General features: G+C 72.0%; 15 protein-coding genes. 8 read left to right on the forward strand and 7 right to left on the reverse strand.

Annotated features, from left to right (window positions below):
* Positions 1 to 1,371: a glutamine synthetase family protein gene (locus tag ACF08N_RS25690; protein WP_392327028.1), complete on the reverse strand. Its 1,371-nt coding sequence runs from the start codon at positions 1,369 to 1,371 to the stop codon at positions 1 to 3.
* Positions 1,372 to 1,449: 78 nt separating this feature from the next.
* Between ACF08N_RS25690 and ACF08N_RS25695 the strand changes: the two genes are divergently transcribed.
* The 3 genes from ACF08N_RS25695 (at position 1,450) to ACF08N_RS25705 (ending at position 4,496) form a co-directional block, all read left to right on the forward strand.
* Entirely contained in the window at positions 1,450 to 2,190 is a 741-nt protein-coding gene (locus ACF08N_RS25695; protein WP_392327029.1) for a FadR/GntR family transcriptional regulator, read from the forward strand.
* A gap of 135 nt (positions 2,191 to 2,325) precedes the next feature.
* Positions 2,326 to 3,792 (forward strand): ethanolamine permease, encoded by a 1,467-nt coding sequence (gene eat, locus ACF08N_RS25700; RefSeq protein WP_392327030.1) that lies wholly within the window; start codon positions 2,326 to 2,328, stop codon positions 3,790 to 3,792.
* A 5-nt stretch (positions 3,793 to 3,797) separates the two neighbouring features.
* Positions 3,798 to 4,496, forward strand: a complete 699-nt coding sequence (locus ACF08N_RS25705) for a gamma-glutamyl-gamma-aminobutyrate hydrolase family protein (RefSeq protein WP_392327161.1) — start codon at positions 3,798 to 3,800, stop codon at positions 4,494 to 4,496.
* A 336-nt stretch (positions 4,497 to 4,832) separates the two neighbouring features.
* Here the strand turns inward: ACF08N_RS25705 and ACF08N_RS25710 are convergent, their stop codons facing one another.
* Complete coding sequence (locus tag ACF08N_RS25710) at positions 4,833 to 5,759, reverse strand: LysR family transcriptional regulator (protein ID WP_392327031.1); 927 nt, start codon at positions 5,757 to 5,759, stop codon at positions 4,833 to 4,835.
* A 70-nt stretch (positions 5,760 to 5,829) separates the two neighbouring features.
* On the opposite strand from ACF08N_RS25710, the gene ACF08N_RS25715 reads away from it, so the two are divergent.
* Positions 5,830 to 6,960 (forward strand): TDT family transporter, encoded by a 1,131-nt coding sequence (locus tag ACF08N_RS25715; RefSeq protein ID WP_392327032.1) that lies wholly within the window; start codon positions 5,830 to 5,832, stop codon positions 6,958 to 6,960.
* Here ACF08N_RS25715 and ACF08N_RS25720 read toward each other — a convergent pair.
* The 4 genes from ACF08N_RS25720 to ACF08N_RS25735 all read right to left on the reverse strand — a co-directional run bounded on the left by ACF08N_RS25720 (position 6,911) and on the right by ACF08N_RS25735 (position 12,217).
* The gene (locus ACF08N_RS25720) at positions 6,911 to 7,645 is read right to left on the reverse strand and encodes a helical backbone metal receptor (protein WP_392327033.1); all 735 of its coding nucleotides are present in this window, start codon (positions 7,643 to 7,645) and stop codon (positions 6,911 to 6,913) included. The genes ACF08N_RS25715 and ACF08N_RS25720 overlap by 50 nt on opposite strands.
* 2 nt (positions 7,646 to 7,647) lie before the next feature.
* Positions 7,648 to 8,241, reverse strand: a complete 594-nt coding sequence (locus tag ACF08N_RS25725) for a helix-turn-helix domain-containing protein (RefSeq protein ID WP_392327034.1) — start codon at positions 8,239 to 8,241, stop codon at positions 7,648 to 7,650.
* A 186-nt stretch (positions 8,242 to 8,427) separates the two neighbouring features.
* Positions 8,428 to 11,049: an ABC transporter permease/substrate binding protein gene (locus ACF08N_RS25730; protein ID WP_392327035.1), complete on the reverse strand. Its 2,622-nt coding sequence runs from the start codon at positions 11,047 to 11,049 to the stop codon at positions 8,428 to 8,430.
* Positions 11,042 to 12,217 carry a glycine betaine/L-proline ABC transporter ATP-binding protein gene (locus tag ACF08N_RS25735; RefSeq protein ID WP_392327036.1) on the reverse strand — a complete coding sequence of 392 codons (1,176 nt, stop codon included), beginning with the start codon at positions 12,215 to 12,217 and terminating at the stop codon, positions 11,042 to 11,044. Before ACF08N_RS25735 ends, ACF08N_RS25730 begins: the two co-directional genes overlap by 8 nt.
* 405 nt (positions 12,218 to 12,622) lie before the next feature.
* Between ACF08N_RS25735 and ACF08N_RS25740 the strand changes: the two genes are divergently transcribed.
* Both ACF08N_RS25740 and ACF08N_RS25745 read left to right on the forward strand, forming a co-directional pair.
* Entirely contained in the window at positions 12,623 to 13,528 is a 906-nt protein-coding gene (locus ACF08N_RS25740; RefSeq protein ID WP_392327162.1) for a 5'-3' exonuclease H3TH domain-containing protein, read from the forward strand.
* 66 nt (positions 13,529 to 13,594) lie between these two features.
* A complete protein-coding gene (locus ACF08N_RS25745) occupies positions 13,595 to 14,437 on the forward strand; it encodes a siderophore-interacting protein (protein WP_392327037.1) in 843 nt (280 codons plus the stop codon).
* A 179-nt stretch (positions 14,438 to 14,616) separates the two neighbouring features.
* Here ACF08N_RS25745 and ACF08N_RS25750 read toward each other — a convergent pair whose 3' ends face one another.
* Positions 14,617 to 15,246, reverse strand: coding sequence for a MerR family transcriptional regulator (locus tag ACF08N_RS25750; RefSeq protein WP_392327038.1), 630 nt, complete (start codon positions 15,244 to 15,246; stop codon positions 14,617 to 14,619).
* A 103-nt stretch (positions 15,247 to 15,349) separates the two neighbouring features.
* Here ACF08N_RS25750 and ACF08N_RS25755 point away from each other — a divergent pair, with 103 nt between their 5' ends.
* Together ACF08N_RS25755 and ACF08N_RS25760 are read left to right on the forward strand one after the other, a co-directional pair.
* Positions 15,350 to 16,330, forward strand: a complete 981-nt coding sequence (locus tag ACF08N_RS25755; RefSeq protein WP_392327039.1) for a hypothetical protein — start codon at positions 15,350 to 15,352, stop codon at positions 16,328 to 16,330.
* Entirely contained in the window at positions 16,327 to 16,788 is a 462-nt protein-coding gene (locus ACF08N_RS25760) for an ABA4-like family protein (protein WP_392327040.1), read from the forward strand. Before ACF08N_RS25755 ends, ACF08N_RS25760 begins: the two co-directional genes overlap by 4 nt.
* Positions 16,789 to 16,812 lie beyond the last annotated feature (24 nt).

The following is a 16,812-nucleotide window of genomic DNA, read 5'->3' on the forward strand; positions in this document are numbered from 1 at the left end:
TCACATGCGTTCGAAGGAGCGGCGGAGCTCCCAGTCGGTGACCGCTGCGTCGAAGGCTTCGAGTTCGACGCGCGCCATGTTCCGGTAGTGGGCGACGACCTCGTCGCCGAAGGCGGCCTTGGCGATGGGGCTGTTCTCCCACAGCTCCGCGGCCTCGCGCAGCGTGGTCGGGACGTGCGCGTAGTCGGCGCTGTAGGCGTTGCCCGCACAGGGGTCGGGCAGTTCGAGCCGCTGCTCGATGCCGTGGAGGCCCGCGGCGACGAGACCGGCGACGGCGAGGTGCGGATTCACGTCGCCGCCGGGCAGCCGGTTCTCGAAGCGCATCGAGCGGCCGTGACCGACGACGCGGAGCGCGCAGGTGCGGTTGTCGTATCCCCAGGCGACCGCTGTCGGGGCGAAGGAGCCGGGCTGGAAGCGCTTGTAGGAGTTGATGTTCGGCGCGTAGAGCAGGGAGAAGTCGCGCAGGGCGGCGAGCTGGCCGGCGAGGAAGTGGCGCATCACGGGTGACATGCCGCCCGGGCCGTCGCCGGCCATGACGTTGGTGCCGGCCTCGTCGATGGACTGCAGCGACATGTGGATGTGGCAGGAGTTGCCCTCGCGCTCGTTGTACTTGGCCATGAAGGTGAGGGAGACGCCCTCCTGCGCGGCGATCTCCTTGGCGCCCGTCTTGTAGACGGCGTGCTGGTCGCAGGTGACCAGGGCCTCGTCGTACTTGAAGGCGATCTCGTGCTGGCCGGGGTTGCACTCCCCCTTGGCGGACTCGACGGTCAGTCCGGCCGCCGCCATCTCGTTGCGGATCCGGCGCAGCAGGGGCTCGATGCGGCCGGTGCCGAGGACGGAGTAGTCGATGTTGTACTGGTTGGCCGGGGTGAGGCCGCGGTAGTCGCGGTCCCAGGCCTGTTCGTAGGTGTCCTTGAAGACGATGAACTCCAGCTCCGTGCCCACGTGCGCGGTGAATCCGTGCTCGGCCAGGCGCTCCAGCTGGCGGCGCAGGATCTGGCGGGGCGCGGCCACGACGGGCGATCCGTCGTTCCAGGCCAGGTCGGCGACGAGCAGTGCGGTGCCCTCGTTCCACGGGACGCGGCGGAGCGTGGTGAGATCGGGGTGCATGGCGAAGTCGCCGTACCCCCGCTCCCAGGAGGACATCTCGTAGCCGTCGACGGTGTTCATCTCCGTGTCGACGGCGAGGAGGTAGTTGCAGCCCTCCGTGCCGTGTTCGACGACCTCGTCGAGGAAGAAGGGTGCGGCGAACCGCTTGCCCTGGAGCCGTCCCTGCATATCGGGGAAGGCCAGGACGACTGTGTCGATCTCGCCGCTCGCGACGAGGACGCGCAGCTCCTCGAGGGTGAGCGGTGGTGTGCGGTCTGCCACGGGGTTACTCCTCCTTTGGCCAGCCGGGAGTCATAAGGTATTGCTGAGGACCTTTGCTTGGGAAGGGGAAACGGCGAGGTGGCGAAGACAAGCGGGACGACGGACGGGCCGACCGACCGGCTGACCCCCGTGCTGCGCCCCGTGCGCGCGGGCAACGGCTTCGAGGAGGCCCTGGAGCAGATCCTCCAGCTGCTGCGACTGGGGCTGGTCTCGGGCGGGGAGCGGCTGCCGGCGGAGCGGGAGCTGGCCGAGCGCATGGGGATCAGCCGGGTCACGCTGCGCGAGGTGCTCAAGGTGCTGACCGATCAGGGCCTGGTGGAGAGCAGGCGCGGCCGCTACGGCGGAACGTTCGTGCTGCACCGGCCGGACAGTCACGGCGAGGACGAGCTGCGCCGGCGGCTCGCGGGCGTGGACGTGGACGACACACTGCGCTTCCGCGAGGTGCTGGAGGTGGGCGCGGCCGGGCTGTGCGCGGCGCACGGACTGACCGACGAGGGCGCCGAACGGCTGCGCACGGCGCTGGCGGCGACGAACGACGCGCCGCTGGCCGACTACCGCAGGCAGGACACGCTGCTGCATCTGACGCTGGCCGAGCTGTCGGGCTCTCCGACGCTGACCGCCCAGTACGCCGCGGTGCGGGCCACGCTGAACGATCTGCTCGACTGCATCCCGCTGCTCGTGCGGAACCTGGAGCACTCCCAGCACCAGCACGCCGCGCTCGTCGAGGCGGTCCTGGACGGGGACGCGGACGCGGCGCGGGAGGTCATGCGGGAGCACTGCGAGGGTACGGCGGCGCTGCTGCGCGGCTTCCTGTCCTGAGGGGACGGCCGCACAGGGCGGCGGACGGCCGATCCGTAACCCCGGCTTTACGCAGAGGGCTTGCGCTGCCGCCGGAGTGCCGCAAAGGTGTCGGGACAAACCTTTGACCTGAGCGACCTGAGCCAGGAGCGACCCATGGCTGAAGGCACCACCTCGCGCACCCCCTCCCCCGCGCCCTCCTCGGCCGAGTCCGCGGGGGACGCCTATCTGAACCGCCGTACGCTGCGCAGAGGCAGCGCCGGCTGGCTGCTCCTGACCGGTCTCGGCGTCGCGTACGTCGTCTCCGGTGACTTCTCCGGCTGGAACATCGGTCTGTCCAAGGGCGGCTTCGGCGGGCTGGCCGTCGCCACCCTGCTGATGGGCGCGATGTACGCCTGCCTCGTCTTCGCCCTCGCCGAGCTGTCGGCGATCCTGCCCACGGCGGGCGGCGGTTACGGATTCGCCCGCCGCGCGCTGGGCACATGGGGCGGTTTCCTCACCGGCACGGCGATCCTCATCGAGTACATCCTCGCGCCCGCCGCGATCTCGATCTTCATCGGCGACTACGTCGAATCCCTCGGCCTGTTCGGCCTGGAGTCCGGCTGGCCCGTCCATCTCGCCTGCTTCGCCATCTTCATCGGCATCCACCTGTGGGGGGTTGGGGAGGCCCTGCGCTTCAGCCTCGTGGTGACCGCCATCGCCGTCGCCGCCCTGCTGATCTTCGCCGTCGGCGCGTTCACCGACTTCCACGCGGGCGGCCTGGACGACATCCCCGTCGACACGGACGCCTTCGGCGCGAACTCGTGGCTGCCGTTCGGTCTGCTGGGCATCTGGGCCGCGTTCCCGTTCGGGATGTGGTTCTTCCTCGGCGTCGAAGGGGTGCCGCTCGCGGCGGAGGAGGCCAAGGACCCGGTGCGCTCGATGCCGCGGGCGCTGGCGATCTCCATGGGCATCCTGGTCCTGCTCGCGGTGCTGACCTTCTTCGCCTCCACCGGGGCGCGCGGCTCCGCCGCCATCCAGGAAGCGGGCAACCCGCTGGTCGTGGCGCTCCAGGGGGACGGCGACCCGACACCGCTCAGCCGCTTCGTCAACTACGCCGGTCTCGCCGGCCTCGTCGCCTCCTTCTTCTCGCTGATCTACGCCGGCTCCCGGCAGCTCTTCGCCCTGTCCCGGGCCGGGTACCTGCCGCGCTTCCTGTCGCTGACCAGCCGGCGCAAGTCCCCCTACCTCGGGCTGCTCATCCCCGGCGCGATCGGCTTCGCGCTGGCGGCGGGTACCGGGAACGGCGCGCGGATGCTGAACATCGCGGTCTTCGGCGCCACGATCAGCTACGCGCTGATGGCCCTCTCCCACATCGTGCTGCGCCGCCGCGAGCCCGAGCTCCCCCGCCCCTACCGGACCCCCGGCGGTGTCGTCACCTCGTCCGTCGCGTTCGTGCTGGCGCTGTCCGCGCTGGTGGCGACGTTCCTGGTGGACAAGGACGCCGCCTTCACGGCGCTCGCCGTCTACGCCGTGGCCCTCGCCTACTTCGCGTTCTACAGTCGGCACCGGCTGGTGGCGCAGGCGCCCGAGGAGGAGTTCGCCGCGCTGGCGGCGGCCGAGGCGGAACTCGAACGGAAGTGAACGACGTGCACGTGTCCAAGCCGCTCATCGGCATCAGCACCTACCTGGAGACGTCCGCGCGGTGGGGCGTGTGGGACCTTCCCGCCGCGCTGCTGCCGGCCGCCTACCCCCGGCTGGTCCAGGCGGCCGGGGGCCTGGCCGCGATGCTGCCGCCCGACGACCCGGCGGCCGCGGAGTCGGTGGTCGCACGCCTCGACGGCCTGGTCGTGGCCGGCGGCCCCGACGTCGATCCGGAGCGCTACGGCGCCGCCCGCTCGCCCCGCACGGGACCGCCGGCCCGCGAGCGCGATGCCTGGGAGCTGGCCCTGATCCGGGCCGCGCTCGCGACCGGGACACCGCTGCTGGGCATCTGCCGCGGCATGCAGCTGCTGAACGTGGCGCTCGGCGGGACACTGGTCCAGCACCTGGACGGCCACACCGGTCCGGACGGAGCGGCGGGCGTGTTCGGCGAGCACGCGGTGAAGCCCGTGCCTGGGTCGCTGTACGCCGAGATCGTCCCGGAGGAGTCACCGGTGCCGACGTACCACCACCAGTCGCTGGACCGCCTGGGTGAGGGCCTCGTCCCGTGCGCGTACGCGGAGGACGGGACGGTGGAGGCGGTGGAGAGGCCGGGTGACGCCTGGGTGCTGGGGGTCCAGTGGCATCCGGAGATGGGGACGGACGTCCGGGTGATGTCGGCGCTGGTGGGAGCGGCGAGGGGGTAGCGCGGCGCTTTCCGTAACCGGGGGCTCCGCCCCCGCACCCCCGCGCCTCAAACACCGGCGGGCTGGGTATGCGCGGTGCGCTCGTGGGGCTCCGCCCCCAACCCCACGCCTCAAACGCCGGCGGGCCTGAGTGTGCGCCGCGCCGCTGATTTCGCGGAGCGAAATCCAGCCCGTCTGGGGGCACTCCCCCTACGCCTGGCGGCGTGGAGGTACCCCCACCCACGGCCGCCAGGCCGTAGGGGGAGTTTGAGGACACCCCGCGAAGCGCGGTACCAGGGGCCTGGGGCGGAGCCCCAGTTACGGGATGGGGCGGGGTGGGGAAACACCCCCGCACCCCTACCGTGGCCCCCGCGTCAAGGAGAGCAGGTCGCGGGCCGGGCCGGCCGGGCGTTGGCCGTGGGGCCAGACCGCTCGCAGGTCGCGGTCCAGGCGGACGCCCTCCACCGGGATCCGGACCAGGCGGTGCGACGCCAGTTCCTCCGTCACCGCCAGCTCGCTCAGTACCGCCGGCCCCGCCCCGCTCACCGCCGCCGCCTTCACCGCGGTCGTCGAGGCGAGCTCCAGGAGCGGGTCGGCCAGCCCGCCGTGACGGGACAGCGCGGAGTCGAGCACCTGCCGCGTACCGGAGCCGCGTTCGCGCAGGACGAGCGGGGAAGCGGCCAGTTCCTCGGGGGTGAGGGCGGCGCGCCGCCGCCGCGCCCAGGCGTGGGCGGGCGCGGCGACCACGAACAGGCGGTCGTGGCCGATGACCGCCCCGTCCAGCCCCTCCGGGACGGCCAGGCCCTCGACGAAGCCCAGATCCGCCTCCCCCGCGAGCAGCCGCTCGGCGACCGCCGCGGAGTTCCCGGCGAGCAGCGACACGGCCGTCCCGGGGCGCTCGTTGCGCAGCGCGATCAGCCAGCCGGGCAGCAGGTACTCGGCGATCGTCATGCTCGCGGCGACCCGCAGCCGGGAATCGCGACGCCCTCGCAGCGCCTGGGCCCCCGCGTCGAACGCCTCGGCGGCCTCGACGATCCGCCGCGCCCAGTCGGTGACGAGCGCCCCGGCCTCGGTGAGCCTGGAGCCGCGTGGCGAGCGGTCGACGAGGGCGACGCCGAGCTGGCGTTCCATGGAGCGGATGCGGCTGCTGGCCGCGGGCTGGGTGATGCCCATCTCGCGGGCGGCGCGCCCCAGGCTGCCGTGCCGGGCGACGGCGAGCAGCAGTTCGAGCGCCCCCAGGTCGGGGACGCGATGGGCGAGCGGCACACGCTCCTCGTCACTCATAAGACCAGTTTATGAGGTGATAGAGGAATGCTCCCTGGCCGAGGGAGGCGGAGGGCATCAAGGTGACGTCATGGTCACCGTCGCCCAGCCCCGCAGCCGCCTCGCCGACTCCTCCCGCCGCCCGCTCGCGGTCAGGCTGCCGTCCGTGAGAGAGCTCGGGCCGAACTGGTACGCCGCGGTCATGGGGACCGCGATCGTCGGCACGGCCGGCGACGCGTTCCCGGCGCGCGTACCGGGGCTGCACACCGTGTGCGCCGCCGTCTGGGCCCTGTCCGCGGTGCTGCTGACGGTCCTGCTGACGGCCCGTGCCGCGCACTGGGCCCGCCATCGCGACCAGGCCCGCGCGCATCTGCTGGACCCGGCCGTCGCGCCGTTCTACGGCTGTCTGTCAATGGCGCTGCTGGCGGTCGGCGCGGGCACGCTGACGGCCGGCCGTGACCTGGTCGGCGGCGACAGAGCGGTGACGGTCGCCGCGCTGCTCTTCGCCGCGGGCACGGCCGTGGGCCTGGTGGTGGCCGTGGCGGTGCCGTATCTGATGGTCGTACGCCACAAGGTGACGCCGGGCAGCGCCTCGCCCGTGTGGCTGCTGCCGGTCGTCGCCCCGATGGTCTCCGCGTCCTTCGGTCCCCTGCTGGTGCCGCATCTGCCCGCCGGCCAGTGGCGCGAGGCGCTGCTGCTGGCGAGCTACGCGATGTTCGGGATCAGCCTGCTGGCGACTCTGCTGATCCTGCCGGTCGTCTTCGCACGGCTGGTGCACCACGGCCCGCTGCCCCTGGCGCTGACGCCTGCCCTGTTCCTGGTCCTCGGTCCGCTCGGCCAGTCCACGACGGCGGTGAACAAGCTGGCCGACGTGGCCCCGGGCGCCGTCGAGGCGTCGTACGCGCACGGCCTCGGGGCGCTCGCCGTCGTCTACGGCGTGCCGGTGATGGGCTTCGCGCTGCTGTGGCTGGCGCTCGCCGGTGCGATGGTGGTGCGCGCCGCCCGTGCGGGTCTGCCGTTCACGATGAGCTGGTGGGCGTTCACCTTCCCGGTCGGCACGTGCGTGACGGGCGCGCAGACGCTGGCGCGCCATACGGGACTGGTGGCGTACGAGTGGCTCGCGGTGGCCCTGTACGTCTTCCTCGCCGTGGCCTGGGCCGTGGCGGGCGTCCTCACCGTGCGGGGTGTCCTGCGCGGAGAGCTGCTCGCAGCGCGGCACTGAGCACGTCGGCGGCCTCGACGAGGGAGGGCCCGTACCAGGTCAGGGACCGTCCGTCGACGAGGGCCGCGGGCAGGGCGGGAAAGGCCTCGGGGCCGTCGTCGGGGCCGAAGGCGTACGGCTCGTCGGGCAGGACGACCAGGTCCGCGCCGCTCCCGCGCAGCTCGTCGAGCGGGATCCGCGGATAGCGGTCGGCGTGGCCGGCGTAGACGTTCTCGACACCCAGCCGGGCGAGCAGGTCCCCGGCGAAGGTGTCCCGGCCGAGCACCATCCAGGGCCTGCGCCAGATCGGCACGACCGCCCTCATGCCCTCCATGGGCACAACGGACGACCAGACCCTCCGGGCCTCGTCGAGCCAGGCCGGCCGCGCCAGGCCGCAGCCGTCGACGAGGACCCGCTCCAGCTCGCTCAGTGCCGCCTCCAGGCCGCGCACCTCGGTGACCATGACCTCGATCCCGGCCCCACGCAGCGCCGCGAGATCGGGCTCCCGGTTCTCCTCCTCGTTGGCGATCACGAGGTCGGGCCGCAGCGCCACGACCGCCGCCACGTCGGGGTTCTTGGTGCCGCCCACGCGGACGACGTCCAGGCCGGCGGGCCGGGTGCACCAGTCGGTGGCGCCGACCAGCAGGCCGGGCGCGGTCGCGGCGACGGCCTCGGTCAGCGAGGGCACCAGGGAGACGACGCGCACGGTCAGCCCCGCGGGTCGTTGTTCGCCGCGATGTGGTCGGCGACGGCGACGACGAGGATGCGGGTGTCGGCGGTGGTGGCCCGCCAGCGGTGGCGTACGCCGCCGGACAGGAAGAGCGAGTCGCCGCGGCCGAGCCGGTGGGCGCGGCCCTCGGCCTCCACCTCGACGGCCCCCTCGGCCACGTACATCAGCTCGTCGTTGCGGTGCTGGAACTCTCCCTGGGTCTCCCGCTCGCCGCTGTACTCCGTGGCATGCAGTTGGTGGCGGCCGCGCACCAGGGAGCGCACTCCCGGCGGCGGGGAGCCCGGGTGCGCGCTGTCACCGGCGCGCATGAGGCCGATGGTGCGGGCCGAGTCGGAGGCGGCGAGCAGTGCCTCGGCCGTGGTGTCGAGGGCGTCGGCGACCCGCTGGAGGGAGCCGATGCTGGGGCGGGCGCGCTCGTTCTCGATCTGGCTGAGGAAGGGCACGGACAGGCCGCTGCGGCCTGCGACGGCGGCCAGGGTGAGACGCAGTGCGCGGCGCCGTTTGCGCACGGCCGCGCCCACCCGGAGAGGCTCTTCCCTCTCCTTGGCGTCCTTCGCGTCCTTCGCGTTCATCGGCCGGGCTCCCCTCCCCTGGGTCCTGTATCACCATACGCAGCATCGGCCCATCCGTACTCATCAAGCGCGGGAGTAGCGCGATCACAGCGGTCGCGGCCGAAAGGGGTGGGTCCCCCCGGGCCGACGGTGCAGGCTCGGCGGGGACCCACCCCTTTGCGCGGGCGAGGCGCGGGTGCGGCGCGGTTACCTCGGGGCGATCCGGTCGGCGATGCCCGGGTTCTCGTCCATCCAGGCCTTCACCGCTTCCTCCTCGTGCCCGGTGCCGTGCTTCTGGATCTCGTTCTCCAGGCCGGCGAGCTGCTTCTCGTCGAGCCGGAAGTTCTTGAACCACTCGGTCAGCTGCGGGTACTGCGAGGGGAAGTCCTTCGAGGCGACGGTGTGGATCTCGTCGCCCTCGCCGAAGGACTTCTTCGGGTCGGCGAGCTTGGTGAGGTCGTACTCGTTGTAGGCCCAGTGCGGGGTCCAGAGCATGACCGCGATGGGCTCCTTCTTGGCGTACGCGCGCTTCAGCTCGGCGAGCATGCCGGGCGTGGAGCTGTCGACGACCTCGAACTCCCCGTCGATGCCGTAGTCCGGCAGCACCTTGTTCTTGAGGATGTTCATCGTCTCGGTGCCGGGCTCGATGCCGACGATGCGGCCCTTGAACTCGTCACCACGGCCCTTGAGGTCGTCGAGGGAGTCCACTCCTTCGACGTACGAGGGCACGGCGAGCTCCAGCGACGTCGGCCCGTACCAGGAGCCGAGGTCGGTGAGCTTGTCGCCGTACTTGTCCCAGTACTTCTTCTGCGTGCTCGGCAGCCAGCCGTCGAACTGGACGTCGATCTGGCCGCGGGAGAGCGCGGTGTACATGGGCCCGACCTCGAACTGCTTGAGGTTCATCGTGTAGCCGCGCTCCTCCAGGACCGCCTTCCACAAGTAGGTGGCGGCGATGTCCTCCTCCCAGGGGAACCAGGCCACGTTCAGGGCGCGGTCGCGCTCGTCCTTGCCATCCTTGGTCTTGCCCGCCTTGCCGACGGGGGTCCACTTGTCGGCGAGGCCGGGGTTGTCCTTCAGCCAGGCGCGGACGGCCTCCTGCTCGTTGCCCTTGCCGGTCTCCTGGATCTTCGCCTCCAGGTCCGTGAGCTGCTTCTCGGTCATCTCGAAGTTCTTCAGCCACTCGCCGACCTGCGGGTTGTCGGCGCTGAAGCCCTTGCGCGCGAGCGTGTGCACACCGTCGCCCTTGCCCCAGGAGCCCTTGGGGTCCTTGAGCTTCTTCAGGTCGTAGGTGCTGTACGCCCAATGCGGCGACCACAGGGTGGTGACGACGGGCTCCTTCTTGTCGTACGCCCGCTTCAGCTCGGCGAGCATGCCGGGCGTGGAGCCGTCGACGACCTCGTACTCGCCCTCGAGGCCGTAGTCCCCCAGGACCTTGTCCTTGAGGATGCCCATCATTCCGGCGCTGGGCTCGATGCCGATGATGCGGCCCTTGAACTGGCCCGACTTGCCCTTGAGGTCGTCCAGGGAGTCGATGCCCTTCATGTACGCGGGGACGGACAGCTCCAGCGACGTGGGGCCGTACCAGGAGCCCATGTCCTCCAGCTTGTCCTGGTACTTCTCCCAGTACGAGGCGTGAGTGACCGGGAGCCAGGCGTCGGTCTGGAAGTCGATCTGGCCGCCGGCGAGGCCGGTGTAGAGCGAACCGGCCTCCAGCTGCTTGGTGTCGACCTCGAAGCCGCGCTGCTCCAGCAGCTCCTTCCACAGGAACGTGGAGGCGATGCCCTCGTCCCAGGGGATGTAGCCCATGGAGATCTTCTTGCCCTGGCCGACGTTCGCCGCGTCCGTGGTGTTCTGCGTCTTCGCGCCGCCGAACATGCCCATGCCGCCGGCGACGAGCGCCAGGACGACGATCCCGACGACGGCCACGGCGGGCTGGGGGCGGTAGTTCCAGATCCTGGCGCCGCCGGCCACGGCACGCGCCTTGGCGAGCGCGCGGCGGCCGAGCGGGGAGACCTGGCGGCCCAGCGCACCCGTGATCCGGTCCAGGTACATGGCGAGGATGACGATGGAGATGCCGGCCTCGAAGCCGAGACCGATGTCGACGTTGCCGATGGCGCGGTAGACCGCGCCGCCGAGCCCGCCGCCGCCGACCATGCCGGCGATGACCACCATCGACAGGCCCAGCATGATGACCTGGTTGATGCCGGCCATGATCGTCGGCAGGGCGAGCGGCAGCTGGACGCGCAGCAGCGTGTTGCGCCGCGTCGTGCCGAACGCCTCGGCCGCCTCGACGAGTTCGCCGTCGACCTGCCGGATGCCGAGCTCGGTCATGCGGACGCCGGGCGGCAGGGCGAAGACGATGGTGGCGATGATGCCGGGGACGACGCCGACGCCGAAGAAGATGATGCCGGGGATGAGGTAGACCATCGCCGGCATGGTCTGCATGAAGTCCAGTACCGGCCGGGTGACGGCGCTGACGGCCTTGGAACGCGAGGCCCAGATGCCGAGCGGTACGGAGATCACCAGGGTCACGATGGTCGCGACGAGCACCAGCGAGAGGGTCGACATCGCGTCGTTCCACAGCTCGATGGAGTCGATCAGCGCGAAGCCCGCGAAGGCGAGCACACCGGCGAGCAGACCGCGCAGCCACCAGGCGGCGACGGCGAGGACACCGGCGAAGAGCAGCGGCTCGGGCGCCGACAGGGCCGCGTCGATGCCGTCGTACATCCCGGTGACGAGCGAGCTGATCGCGTCGAACAGCCAGGACAGATGGCGCTGGAGCCAGTCGACACCGCTGTCGACCCAGTCGCCGAGGTGGAGCCTAGGCACTGGCCACCGCCTTGTCCGCCGCGGCGGCCCGGTCCGTGGGGGCGGCGGGCTTCACGGTGGCGGGCGTGGCCTGCACGGGCACGTCGAGGGGCGTGCCCGGGTTCATGGGCTCGCCGAGGACGGCGAGCAGGCGGGCCCTCGGTACGACCCCGATGAGTGCGCCCTCGTCGTCCGTGACGGCGACAGCGACGCCGCTGGTGGAGCAGGGGGTGAACAGCTCGATGATCGGGGTGTCGGCGCCGACCGTGGCGGGGGCCGCGGCCAGCACGTCCTTCGCGTCCCGTATCTCCTCGCCGCCGTCCGTCAGCGTGCCGTACACGGTGTCCGCGTCGGCCATGATCGCGCCGGCGGTGAGCACGCGGGAGCGGTCGACGTCCTGGGTGAAGGAGGCCACGTAGTCGTTGGCGGGCGTGACGAGGATGTCCTCGGCGGTGCCGAGCTGGACGATCCGGCCGTCGCGCATCACCGCGATCGAGTCGCCGAGGCGCATGGCCTCGTTGAGGTCGTGGGTGATGAAGACGATGGTCTTCTTCAGTCGCTTCTGGAGTTCCAGCAGCTGGTCCTGCATGTCGCGGCGGATCAGCGGGTCGAGCGCGCTGAAGGACTCGTCCATGAGCAGCAGGTCGGCGTCGGTGGCCAGCGCGCGGGCGAGGCCCACCCGCTGCTGCATGCCGCCGGAGAGCTCGTCGGGCCAGGAGTCCTCCCAGCCGGCGAGGCCGACCAGCTCCAGCGCCTCGGCGGCCCGCTCGGCGCGCTCGGCGCGGGGGACGCCCTGCACCTCGAGACCGTAGGCGGCGTTCTCCAGCACGCTGCGGTGCGGGAAGAGCGCGAAGTGCTGGAACACCATGCTGATCTTGGTGGAGCGCACGGTGCGCAGCTCGCGGGGGCTGAGGGCGGTCAGGTCCTGACCGTCGAAGAGCACACGTCCGGCGGTGGGTTCCAGCAGTCCGTTGAGCATGCGCAGCAGCGTGGACTTGCCGGATCCCGACAGACCCATGACGACGAAGATCTGACCGGGCTCGACGGTGAACGAGGCGTCGATGACCGCCGCGGTCGTTCCGTCGGCGCGCAGCTCGCCTCGGTCGGCGCCGCCCTGGAGCCGGGTCACCGCTTCGTCGGGTCGTCTGCCGAACACTTTGTACAAGTGCTCGGCCTGCAGCCTGGACACATACACCTCACGCGTAGAACCGAGAACGGCCTGCCACCCCCGCGAGCAGGCCGTGGAGCGCGGCGGGGTCCGCCCGCTTGACCGGTGCAATGGTTGAAATTGCGACAGGCTTCGCTCCGGTCCCGCGCCTGCCCCCGGCCGCACCGGACAAACGCCCAGGTGACCCATGTCACGGCACTGGCGCCTTGCGGGGTGCGACGGTCCGTGAGTGGCCCGGCCGGGGGCGTCGGTTGGTTGCCGCCCGTGGTGGGTTCCTGGGTGGCGACCGGGTGCGACGGGTCCGTGAGTGGCCCGGCCGGGGGCGTCGGTTGGTTGCCGCCCGTGGTGGGTTCCTGAGTGGCGACCGGGTGCGGCGGATCGCTGTCAGTGGGGTACGGCATCATCGTCGGTGTGACGCGACGCCTGATGCTCCTCGACACGGCTTCCCTGTACTTCCGCGCCTATTACGGGGTTCCCGACTCCGTCCGGGCCCCCGACGGCACCCCGGTCAACGCGGTGCGCGGGCTGCTGGACTTCATCGCACGGCTGGTGCAGGACCACCGCCCCGACGACCTGGTCGCCTGCTGGGACAACGACTGGCGGCCGCAGTGGCGGGTGGACCTCATCCCCTCGTACAAGGCGCACCGGGTGGCCGAGGAGCACGAGCTCGGCCCGGACGTCGAGGAGACGCCGGACACGCTCGACCCGCAGGTCCCGGTGATCGAGGAGGTGCTGGCGGCGGTCGGCATCGCCCGCGTCGGCGCCGACGGATACGAGGCGGACGACGTGATCGGCACCCTGACGGCCCAGGCCGAGGGGCCGGTCGACATCGTCACCGGTGACCGGGACTTGTTCCAGCTGGTCGACGACGCCCGCGAGCGGCGGGTGCTCTATCCGCTCAAGGGCGTCGGGACGCTTCAGGTGACGGACGAGGCGTGGCTGCGCGAGAAGTACGGGGTGGACGGGCCCGGCTATGTCGACCTCGCGCTGCTGCGCGGGGATCCGAGCGACGGGCTGCCTGGCGTGCCGGGCATCGGCGAGAAGACGGCGGCGAAGCTGCTCGCCACGTACGGCGACCTGGCCGGGATCATGGCGGCGGTCGACGACCGCACTTCGAAGCTGACGCCCTCGCAGCGCAAGCGGCTGGACGAGGCACGGGCATACGTCGCCGTGGCGCCGAAGGTCGTCCGGGTCGCCTCAGACGTGCCGCTGCCCGCCTTCGACGCCTCCTTGCCGAGCGCGCCGCGCGACCCGGGCGCGCTGAAGGAGCTGGCGGAGCGGTGGGGCCTGGGCGGGGCGGTGGTGCGGCTGCTGTCGGCACTGGAGCGCTGAGGTGCCCGGCCCGCGGAAGTGTTAACTTAGGCAAGCCTAAGCACGTACACGTCCAGGGAGAGCACCGTGGCAGAGCGACCGGCCCGCAAGGCACCGAAGGTCCACGAGGCGAAGGTCCTGCGCACCGAGCGGCTGACGCCGCACATGGTGCGGGTGGTGCTGGGGCTCGACGCGTCGTCCTCGTTCGGGATCGGCGAGTACACCGACCACTACGTGAAGCTCGTCTTCGCGGCGCCGGGCGTCCGTTACCCCGAGCCGTTCGACATGGAGCGGATCCGCGAGGAGTTCCCGCGCGAACAGTGGCCGACGACGCGTACGTACACGGTGCGCCACTGGGACGCCGCGCACCGCGAGCTGACGATCGACTTCGTGGTGCACGGCGACGAGGGCCTGGCCGGACCGTGGGCGGCACGCGCCCAGGCCGGCGAGACGGTGCGCTTCCTGGGCCCGGGCGGCGCCTACGCCCCCGCACCCACGGCCGACTGGTACCTGCTCGTGGGCGACGAGAGCGCGCTCCCGGCTATCGCCGCGGCGCTCGAGCAGATGCCGGCGGGCGCGGTGGTGCACGCCCTCGTGGAGGTGGCCGGCCCGGAGGACGAGCAGAAGATCGTCACGCCCGACGGCGTGGAGGTCACCTGGCTGCACCGCGGCGACCGCCCGGCGGGCGAGGCGCTGGTGGCCGCGGTGGCGGCGCTGGACTTCCCGGAGGGCGAGGTCAGCGCGTTCGTGCACGGCGAGGCGGGCTGCGTGAAGGAACTGCGCCGCCAGCTGCGCGTCGAACGCGCGGTCCCGCGCGAGCACTTGTCGATCTCGGGCTACTGGCGCCTGGGCAAGTCGGACGAGGCGTGGCGCGCGATCAAGCGCGAGTGGAACGAGCAGGTGGAGCGCGAGCAGGAGCCCGCCGCGTAGGCACGCACGTCCCGCGCGGGGGCGGTGACCGGGGGGCGGTGACCGGGGGCCGGGCCCGGAGGACCGGCGCATCCGCAGCCCGGCGCACGCCCCGGCCAGAATCCGCCGGACACCCCGGGTCGGTGACCGGGGGCCGGGCACGAGGGACGGCCCGGCGCATCCGCCGGACCGGACACCCCCTAGCCCTCGTACATCGTCGACGAGCGGTGCGTCTGGGCCAGGCGGCGCAGCGACGCCAGCATCGCGTCGCCCAGGACCGTCCCGATCACCACCCCCTCGACCAGATCGTCGAGGCCCGCCTTGCGGGCCACGTACGCCAGGTCCGCGTCGGCCACCCGGTCGGCCGCGTCGGCGTAGTCGTCCAGAACCTCCGCGAACTCCCCGTGGCCCACGCGGTCCAGTGCCGCCAGCGTCTCGGACAGGGCCGTGGCCGCCGGGTTGCAGGCGTCGACCTGCCAGCCGCGCCGGGCAATCAACTGCCGGACCTGGTCGCGCGCGCTCGCGAGTGACGCGTCGTCACCACCCTCCGCGTAACGCGGAGTCATCCGGCGCGCCGCCTCCCCCAGCACCTTGTGCACCGACCTGTCCGGGTCGTCGACCGCCGCGAGCACCTCCCGGATCGCCGCCACTGACAGCCCTCCGATGTCGAGAAGCGCCCGGATCAGGCGCAGTCTGCGCTCGTGCCGGTCGCCGTAACTCGCCTGGTTCGGACTGCTCAACTCCCCCGACGGCAGTAGCCCTTCCCGCACGTAGTACTTGATCGTCGGGACCGACACCCCGGTCCTGCGGCTCAACTCACCGATACGCACCGCGCGTTCACCTTTCCGCCCTTGCCATCACCGCACCCATCATAGATAGTCTCCCTATCGGATAGCAGACAGCGCCGCTATCCATATTCAACGGGGGTGTCCCATGTCCACATGGAAGTCATGGCACAGGCCGCTGCTCGCGTTCGCCGCGTCGATGGCCGTTGTCGCCGTCGTCTCGGCCGTGGGCCTGGCCGTCGACGACCGGGTCGTCGCCGGCGCGCCGGCCTGGTTCAAGCCGTTCAAGTTCTCTGTGTCGTTCGTCGCCTACGCGCTGTCCCTCGCCTGGATGCTGTCCCTGCTGCCCCGCTTCCGACGGGCCGGCTGGTGGGGCGGCACCCTCGTCGCGGTGACGAGCGCGATCGAGATGATCCTGATCACCGGCCAGGCGGCCCGCGGCAGGCGCAGCCACTTCAACAACGAAACTCCTTTCGACGAGGCTGTGTTCGGCGCGATGGCGGTGACGGTCGTCGTCCTGTGGGCCGCCACGCTGCTCATCGCCGCCCTGTTGTTCCGCGCGAGGCTCGCGGACCGCGCGTCCGCCTGGGCGATGCGGTGCGGCGCGGTCCTCGCGCTGACCGGCGCCGCCCTCGGCTTCGTGATGGCCCAGCCCACCCCGGAGCAGCGGATCCGCGCCGAGCAGGGCACCGCCGACGTCGTCGGCGCCCACGGCGTCGGCGTCACGGACGGCGGCCCCTCGATGCCGCTGACGGGCTGGGAGACGACGGGCGGCGATCTTCGCGTCCCGCACTTCGTGGGGCTGCACGCTCTCCAGGGGCTGCCGTTCGTGCTGTTCCTGCTCGTCGTCCTCGCCCCGCGCTTCACCCGCCTCGCCGACGAACGCGTCCGCCTCCGCCTCGTTCTCGTCGCCTCCGCGACCTATGCCGGCGTGTTCGCCCTGGTGACCTGGCAGGCGCTGCGCGGTCAGGCCCTGATCCACCCGGACGGGGCGACACTCGGCGCGGCCGCCGCGATCCTCGCCGCCGCCGTCGTCGGCACCTGGGCCGCTCTGCGCACCCCGCCCTCGGCGGCCGCCCGTCCCGGACAGCACGATTCCGCGCACGACGGCAAGGAGCTCGTCGCATGACCGGCTTCCTCTTCGAGCTCTCCTTCTGGCTGGCGAGCCCGGTGTGGCTGCTGATGATCCTCGCTCCCGGGCTGCGGCTCACCGAACGGGTCGCCGCATCGCCGCTCACTGTCGTTCCGGTCCTGCTGGTGTACCTCGCCCTGGCGGTCCCCGTCCTCCCCGAACTGTGGTCGGCGGTACGCAGCCCCGACATCGACACCTTCCGCGACCTCGTCGCCCTGGCGAACGGTGCGGGCGCGATCTGGGCCCAGGTCATCGCCTGGGACCTGCTGCTCGGCCAGTGGATGTACCGGGAGGGCCGACGGCTGGGCATCCACCCGCTGGCGATGAGCCCCCTGCTGGTGCTCACCGTCCTGCTGTCCCCGGTCGGTCTGCTCGCCTTCCTGGCCCTGCGCGCGACCCGCCCGGCGCCCGGTGCGCACAGCCGCACCGACAGCCCGGCCACCGCCACGCCCTGACCACGGCATCGCCCTCCACAGCGC

It is taken from the genome of Streptomyces sp. NPDC015127, assembly GCF_043080095.1.
In the GTDB taxonomy this organism is placed as follows: domain Bacteria; phylum Actinomycetota; class Actinomycetes; order Streptomycetales; family Streptomycetaceae; genus Streptomyces.